Annotated in this window: 8 protein-coding genes; 4 read left to right on the top strand and 4 right to left on the bottom strand. The window is 49.9% G+C overall.

The features are described 5' to 3' along the window. Positions 1-197: 197 nt before the first annotated feature. The gene (locus ACX5KA_RS11280) at positions 198-371 is read right to left on the bottom strand and encodes a hypothetical protein (RefSeq protein ID WP_458731187.1); all 174 of its coding nucleotides are present in this window, start codon (positions 369-371) and stop codon (positions 198-200) included. Positions 372-797: 426 nt separating this feature from the next. Between ACX5KA_RS11280 and ACX5KA_RS11275 the strand changes: the two genes are divergently transcribed. The 4 genes from ACX5KA_RS11275 (at position 798) to ACX5KA_RS11260 (ending at position 4,107) form a co-directional block, all read left to right on the top strand. Next, positions 798-1,763 carry an integrase domain-containing protein gene (locus tag ACX5KA_RS11275; protein WP_458731186.1) on the top strand — a complete coding sequence of 322 codons (966 nt, stop codon included), beginning with the start codon at positions 798-800 and terminating at the stop codon, positions 1,761-1,763. A 1,170-nt stretch (positions 1,764-2,933) separates the two neighbouring features. Continuing rightward, positions 2,934-3,200, top strand: a complete 267-nt coding sequence (locus tag ACX5KA_RS11270; protein WP_068811900.1) for a hypothetical protein — start codon at positions 2,934-2,936, stop codon at positions 3,198-3,200. Positions 3,201-3,254: 54 nt separating this feature from the next. Further along, positions 3,255-3,446: a DUF7706 family protein gene (locus ACX5KA_RS11265; RefSeq protein WP_076723594.1), complete on the top strand. Its 192-nt coding sequence runs from the start codon at positions 3,255-3,257 to the stop codon at positions 3,444-3,446. 115 nt (positions 3,447-3,561) lie between these two features. Further along, the gene (locus ACX5KA_RS11260; protein ID WP_458731185.1) at positions 3,562-4,107 is read left to right on the top strand and encodes a hypothetical protein; all 546 of its coding nucleotides are present in this window, start codon (positions 3,562-3,564) and stop codon (positions 4,105-4,107) included. Between the two features lie 125 nt (positions 4,108-4,232). On the opposite strand, the gene ACX5KA_RS11255 is transcribed toward ACX5KA_RS11260, so the two are convergent. The 3 genes from ACX5KA_RS11255 to ACX5KA_RS11245 form a co-directional block, all read right to left on the bottom strand. Then, on the bottom strand, positions 4,233-4,676 hold the full coding sequence (locus tag ACX5KA_RS11255) for a hypothetical protein (protein ID WP_458731184.1): 444 nt from the start codon (positions 4,674-4,676) through the stop codon (positions 4,233-4,235). 381 nt (positions 4,677-5,057) lie between these two features. Then, positions 5,058-5,222 (bottom strand): hypothetical protein, encoded by a 165-nt coding sequence (locus ACX5KA_RS11250; protein WP_458731183.1) that lies wholly within the window; start codon positions 5,220-5,222, stop codon positions 5,058-5,060. Between the two features lie 101 nt (positions 5,223-5,323). Then, positions 5,324-6,187, bottom strand: a complete 864-nt coding sequence (locus ACX5KA_RS11245; RefSeq protein ID WP_458731182.1) for a hypothetical protein — start codon at positions 6,185-6,187, stop codon at positions 5,324-5,326. Positions 6,188-6,366 lie beyond the last annotated feature (179 nt).

The raw sequence follows: 6,366 nt of genomic DNA, 5'->3' as shown, positions 1-6,366 counted from the left end.
GACCGATCGGATTCACCGAAATACGCAGCTTGACCGAGCCAAAAAACCTATTAATATTAATGACGTAAATGGTAGCTGGCCGAAAACAGCAGTTTATTTAAACAAGGCGTTTGCCTTTATCTAACCAACCCTCTGGGGGACTGTCCCCCGTGGGCATTCCTCCGTCTGTAAACCTTCGGAGGAACCCCTGATGAACTTCATCCCCATTCGTGAACCCCTGACGCTATATCGTCATCGTTGCCGCTGCTTGCAGTTGGCAAATGCCCCTCCTCGCTGCTGTTCTCTTGAATTTGTGGCGTACCTGGCACTCGATCATGAGCAGCCAAATTCCAGAGGACCACCTCTACCTCAACCATGTGAGCCTGGCGCATGCCGAGCTTGCACTATGCCCCTCCCCGTCTCTGTCGCCAACGGCGAAAACAGAGACGGGGTAGCAAACCCCGCCGAAAGCCTTGTGCCTCAATGGCTCAAGGCTTTCGCCCCGCGCACGAATGTGCGCGAACACAGCCGCGCAAGGCGGCGAGCGCTACGCGCTAACTTTCCAAGAAAAGCGACTTCACCAGCCGGAGCTGCTGGCAGTTTGTTCCAACGGAACAGACCAGCCAGTGGCGAGAGCAGCCCGCTCCATAGCAGTGTTGATCGTATGTAAATGACCGTGGGTGCTCGGTTTATCCACCCTTTGCCAGGGCAAGAACCCTGATTTGGCCTCAGCACGCGAAGCTGATTAAAAAAATCGCGTTTATCACTTACCAACGATTTTCGGGCAGGCCAGAACCAGAACAAGAAGGAATAGCACTATGCGCTCAGAACGATCCAATCCGGATGCCAGAAACTATGGCCTTAAGAGCCGTGATATGACGCGGGCGGGTCTCAACGCGCTCAAAGAGGGGATGAGAAGCTTTGCTTCAATTGCAACGATCCATGATCGTTGGAGCGTTTTTTCATCCTGGATCAAGACCGAACAGGGCATAAAGGACATGCGAGACATCGAGAAGGCCCATCTGGTGGCCTATGCGGCCCATCTGAACGATAGGTTTGAGCGTGGCGAGATTTCTCCCTCCACAGCTCAGAACTACCTGTCGGCAGTAAACCGGGTGATGGAGATTGCTCGTGGCGACCGACAAGTCAGAGTAGCGCCTGTCGCTGAGGGCGGGCTTCCCAAGCGTTCAGGGATCGCATCGAGCGACCGGAGCGTTTCGGAAGCGGCCCACCAGGCAGCTATAGGGGCTGTCTCAGAACGGCTGGGAGCGCTGCTGGAGGTGCAGCGCAACTTTGGCCTGCGATTCGAGGAGTCGGCCAAGCTTGATGCGACTCGGGCGCTGAAACAGGCAGAGAAAGAAGGGGTTGTTGCCATCAAGGACGGAACCAAAGGTGGTCGCCAGCGTATGGTGCCGATTACCTCTAATGCTCAGATAACCGCTCTTCAGAGAGCTGCGGCCATCCAGGATGGCCGCAGTATGATCCCAGGCAACCAGACATACAGAGAATTTCGACAAGAGGCATATCGGGAGATTGGTCGTCAGCCGGTGAACTTTCATGGTGAGCGCCACCACTATGCTCAGGAGCGCTACAGGGTCCTTATGGGGGCCGATAGCCCTATCCGCGCTGGTGTGGCCCACGGTCGGGCTCATCATGAATACCTGTCCAAGGAACTGGGGATCTCGGTCGCCCAGGCCAAGACAGTGGATCAGGAGATCCGTGCTGAGATAGCGCGGGAGCTGGGACACGGTCGTATTGACGTAACAAACTCATATTTGGGGTAAGCGATGGAAAAATGGGTAAGAGAGCGAGCACATGTGTATGTTCGCCATGGTGGCAAGACAGCCAGACGGGCGATGGTGAAACGGCTGATTGCTGCACTGTCAGATATTGCGGCCCATGAGCAAGGCGTAAGCCAGCCTAATCAGGTGGGTAGAGCACATATCCACAGGTACTATGCGCGGCAGAGCCATCTGAGCAGTACAACCCTACGGGATCATTTCTATGCCTTCAGACTTCTATGGGAGCTGTTAGGCAGACCAGGCGAACCTCCCAGGCCCAAGTAGACAAAAAACCTCTTTGCGCCCAAAAAGGGAAAAAGTAGCTTCGAGCCTCACGGCCATTGTCCGATAACCTATCTTCAATTTCCGGAACCGCCGGAAATAGAGAGGTAGCTGGCCTCCTCAAACAAACAGCAAGTTTAACCATCATCCCAGACAGGGGTATCCCTGTACTGGGAGACCCCTCAAAACTATTTGAGGTGCAAGATGAAAAAACTCGAAGTCAACGGCTTGGTGCTTCCTTTGAATGATTCCCATGTGTATCAACGCAGAGGGATTGTCATGGCTCACTGTGAGTCAAAAGGAAATCTCCACTTCACGGTCCTTCGGTGCCTTGATGGCCGATTTACGAAAAGCTATTTCGGTTTGGCCCGATGTGACAACGAGGATGACTTCATCGAGATAATGAAGTCGGGCGACAAGTTTGAGCCAGTTTCAGATTGGTTTTCGCGTTCCCGATAAATCATTTAAACCCGTAACCGGGGCTTCCCGGTCACGGATGAGCCCCTTTCAATCAACTATTGTTTGGAGCTCTATATGTACTTTTCCACATTCGTTTTGGTCATGATTGTCACAGTTGGCGTTATTGCGTTTGGTGCCTCGCTGGTAGCTCGCACTCTTAACGTCATCGTTCGATCAATATTCAAAGCGCGGCCCGTACGGGTCGTCAGTCAAACCTCGTCGCCAATTTCTGGAGACGTTATTGAACCGGAGCAATCAGAGCAGAATCCCCCTGTCGGATTCATCACTGGCCGCATCATTGATGGTGAGGTCATTCGACCTGCGCTCCACTGCAACAAATCACTTGCCGGTCCTCGGTAAGCACTAAACCACCCAGCCGGGTACTAAGCCCGGTAGGGCGAAGTCCCGGCTTTTTACTCTTGGAGAAAAGACATGCTGGGACAAATTAAAAATCAACCAGAGAATCACCAGTTCGATGTGTGCGGACGTGTGTACTACACCGACGTCTGTTACGACAACGGAAAAGGTGAGCTGGTCGCTGAGACGGTTAACGCGACGTCGCATGACGACGCCGAATCAGTGTTCCGGTCTAATCTGCTGGAACATGCCCGTAAGTTCGATCTCGTCGTGGACCGGATTGAGATTACCTTTACGCTCGATCTTGCCTACGCGAAATCTCATTACGGTGCGGTGAATTAATGAAGCCCCTGGGGAAGCCCTTAGGGGCTTCCCTCCTTCCCATAGGAGGTCCTTATGGATAATACAGTATCCGTCCTTACTGAGCTGTCCGATGCGCAGGCTTTGGCTTTAGCGCAGCTTGTAAAGCGAGTTGGTTGGCAAGAAGTGAGGATTAATGCTGTTGACGATGACGAGGCGTATTTGATGAGAGAGGCTTTATCTGCGTTGCAGAAGGGGCTTGCTGAATCGGGATATGCACCTCGGTAAAAAACTCTATGAAACAGCCGAAATTGCCCTTATTGGGCAACTTCGGCTTCTTTGCAGAGCCAATTGGATTGATATTATTTATCCAATTTAACAACCTTTCGAAAGGAGAGCAAAAATGATTAAACATGATCATATTAATGTTGATAACATGAAGAAAGCTGTTCAAGCATTGGACCGCGCACTTGATGCCGATATTGATGAAAAAGTCATTCAAATATTAGCAAATAATGACACTGTTTCAGCGGAAACCATCATTAGTATTAGCAAGGCTGCTGATAAGAGTGGTGCGACCGACTATGATATTGATAAATACCAGAAATTAATATCAGGGAACATTTCATCAGAAACCATCAATAACGTCTCAGTCATAGTCGACCAACACGGAGAGGATGGCTGGCTGTTTGATGTTTACACCTGTAAGGAGGATGCTAGTTTGGTCGCTGCGGCGCTAAATGAGGTTGATGCTTTCCTGTTGTCGCTTACTGATAACCCAGCCCAGCAGGAACGTCGTTCTGATTATCAGGTTGAACAAGACACAAGCCTCGCCCTTGTTAACAATTTTACCGATGTTGATTTGGAGAATGTACCAAGCTTAGTGGTAGGTAATATCCAAGAAGCTAAACGGGTGCTAGAGGACGCTATACAACGTTTGTCGTCGTAACTTCTAGCTCAACCGGAGCAAAACAAAAGGGTCAGCAATTGCTGACCCTTTTTTATGACCGCTACCTTAGATTTCAAGTAAACTCGTCACGCTACGTGAGCCGCGATATTTCTTTATATACCATTTTAGGCTGTAGTATCGACACCAATCGTTTTTCCTTGAAATTTGTTGATGATGTTCAGTGCAGAACTCAGCATTTCATATGTCTCTTGATCATTCCGCTTCAACGCCCCATCGATGCCATCCCTAATCTTCTGAGACATGTCATAGCGTGCATTATCATCGAATGCCGGAATAGGCTGACCAGTACCGACGCTGATTTTCATCGTCATAGCCATAAAGGGAAAGCCTTCATCTAAGGACATTTCTCCCTTGGTTATCTCGGTGTTTACCCAGTCCAACATCTCTTGTCGGGTCATATTCGTAAAATCAGCTTTTTTCGTACCGCCATTCGGACTGGGGCTTTCTGAGTTTGGCTCGGTAGCCGGGCTTTTTGATGATGTATAGGAATTATCTGCACTATAGCGTTGACTTGTGTGTAATGGGGCTACCCCACTTGTGATTTGCATAGTGATTCCTCTTGCCGGTAAAGTCAGCATCCAAGCAAAGGCTGTGCCAACTAAAAGGTAAGGCCTGGTGCTTGACATGAAGGCACATTACCAGCAATGTCGCAGGGGTAAATGCGTAAAAAGCCACGTTTTATCCCCCCTTTTTCTCAAGACGATGAGCGGCAAAATATTGCCGATAGTGTTGCCGTTCGCCCAACACGGCTAAATTAGCCAATCCCTAGATGAATATCGTGAAAGAGACGATCGTGAATTAATATCAAGTTCATTGCCAGAAACATTGAAGATGCTAGGCGGGTTCTGTCGCTTACGATACGGTATATGTCGTAGTGGCTTCTTCAGCTCAACAAGAGTAATTAAAGGGCCAGTTTATCTGGCCCTTTGTTATTTCTGGGGAGAGGAATCTACGGAATCGGCTTCATGGTCCTGTTTGGCGTTGACAATCGGTTGTTGATCCATCGCGTTGAGCATCTCTGAAGCCTTGCGTCTGGCCTCAGCCACAACACTGGGCTTCTCCTGGTCCAGAATTTGGTCTAGTGTTCTTGCCATAACCGAATACCTCACGTCGTTGTTATCGGATGCCTTCAGAAACTTTCACATGTGAAAGTTTCTGAAGGTCATCGTTCCAATCAGTCGCTTTGTGTGTTGGGCTAATTCTTACCATCGTTACTAACCGGTTCCACAAAGTACAAGGGTTTCCCCTTGTTTACGACCATGGGAGGAGTGTCATCGGTTTGAGGGGTAAACATGTAGGCCCAACCGGGCAGATTTGCGCTGATCGCGCCGATGATGGATACACTGTCCAGGGTTACCCCTTCCGGGACATTCAGTTTTACAGATGAGGCCTTCACACCTTCAGTCGTGAACGACCAGGCCTGACCACCTCCCAGGAACGCAGGTTCAAAGCCTTGATTTGGCTCTATGATCTGAGAAGAGACATAGCATGTCTTTGAGTAGTGATCGACAGAATCTGGCGAGGGGCATCCCTGATTTGCAGCAATAATAGTTATCTGACTGAACAGAAAAGCGCTTCCGCCCCCAAACACTGCTTTTTGGTCGTAGTTCTCTAGCGTGGCTTCATACGTATAGCCAAGGCTACCGAGTGCATTTTTCATTGCGGAGGTAGTCACTTCTGACATCTTCGCACGGGCCTGCACGGCATCTGTCGCCATGCTGGAAGGCATCCAGCCGAACAAAGAGTCTTTCGCGAAGTTCGACGTTGGCTCCAGGGCTGCAAACAAGAGGCTGGCTCCCAGTGCTTCTCCCCCGCTCCAATTTGCTCCTCGATCCCACATAAGGATGTCGGCATTGGAAGCGACCTTGTAAAGCTCGTTTTCTGAAAGGTGCTTTCTCTCCGTATCCCGCGCTTCAGTGATACCCCCGGCCTGAGCGAGGTTGTACGCACGGGATTTAGCCGGTTCATAGGTTGCGGGGTCGGATGACCCGGTGGTTGCACAACCTGCCAGTGACAGAACTACAGCAGCAGAAGCTGCAATCTCGATGTATCGTTTCATGGGTTTATCCTCCGTTACCTTTAAAAAGTGTCTCACGACTTTAAGAAAACGCAACCCAAAAACTTTGGTTAATTCATAAAAAACAATGGTTTGTGCTGACGGTACAAACTTACCCTAAATTTGGCTTTGCGCCCAAAATGGGCAAGAACACGTGCGTGGTCTAGTGATAGGAGTATTTA

This window comes from Alteromonas alvinellae (assembly GCF_902705805.1).
Note: the sequence above shows the minus strand (reverse complement) of the source record. Positions and strands in the feature narration are given on the sequence as shown.

What these genes read in the sequence shown, in the direction of transcription:
- ACX5KA_RS11280 (WP_458731187.1), bottom strand. Translation starts at nt 371, where the DNA reads ATGCGCCAGGCTCACATGGTTGAGGTAGAGGTGGTCCTCTGGAATTTG.
- ACX5KA_RS11260 (WP_458731185.1), top strand. Translation starts at nt 3,562, where the DNA reads ATGATTAAACATGATCATATTAATGTTGATAACATGAAGAAAGCTGTT.
- ACX5KA_RS11275 (WP_458731186.1), top strand. Translation starts at nt 798, where the DNA reads ATGCGCTCAGAACGATCCAATCCGGATGCCAGAAACTATGGCCTTAAG.
- ACX5KA_RS11245 (WP_458731182.1), bottom strand. Translation starts at nt 6,187, where the DNA reads ATGAAACGATACATCGAGATTGCAGCTTCTGCTGCTGTAGTTCTGTCA.
- ACX5KA_RS11250 (WP_458731183.1), bottom strand. Translation starts at nt 5,222, where the DNA reads ATGGCAAGAACACTAGACCAAATTCTGGACCAGGAGAAGCCCAGTGTT.
- ACX5KA_RS11270 (WP_068811900.1), top strand. Translation starts at nt 2,934, where the DNA reads ATGCTGGGACAAATTAAAAATCAACCAGAGAATCACCAGTTCGATGTG.
- ACX5KA_RS11255 (WP_458731184.1), bottom strand. Translation starts at nt 4,676, where the DNA reads ATGCAAATCACAAGTGGGGTAGCCCCATTACACACAAGTCAACGCTAT.
- ACX5KA_RS11265 (WP_076723594.1), top strand. Translation starts at nt 3,255, where the DNA reads ATGGATAATACAGTATCCGTCCTTACTGAGCTGTCCGATGCGCAGGCT.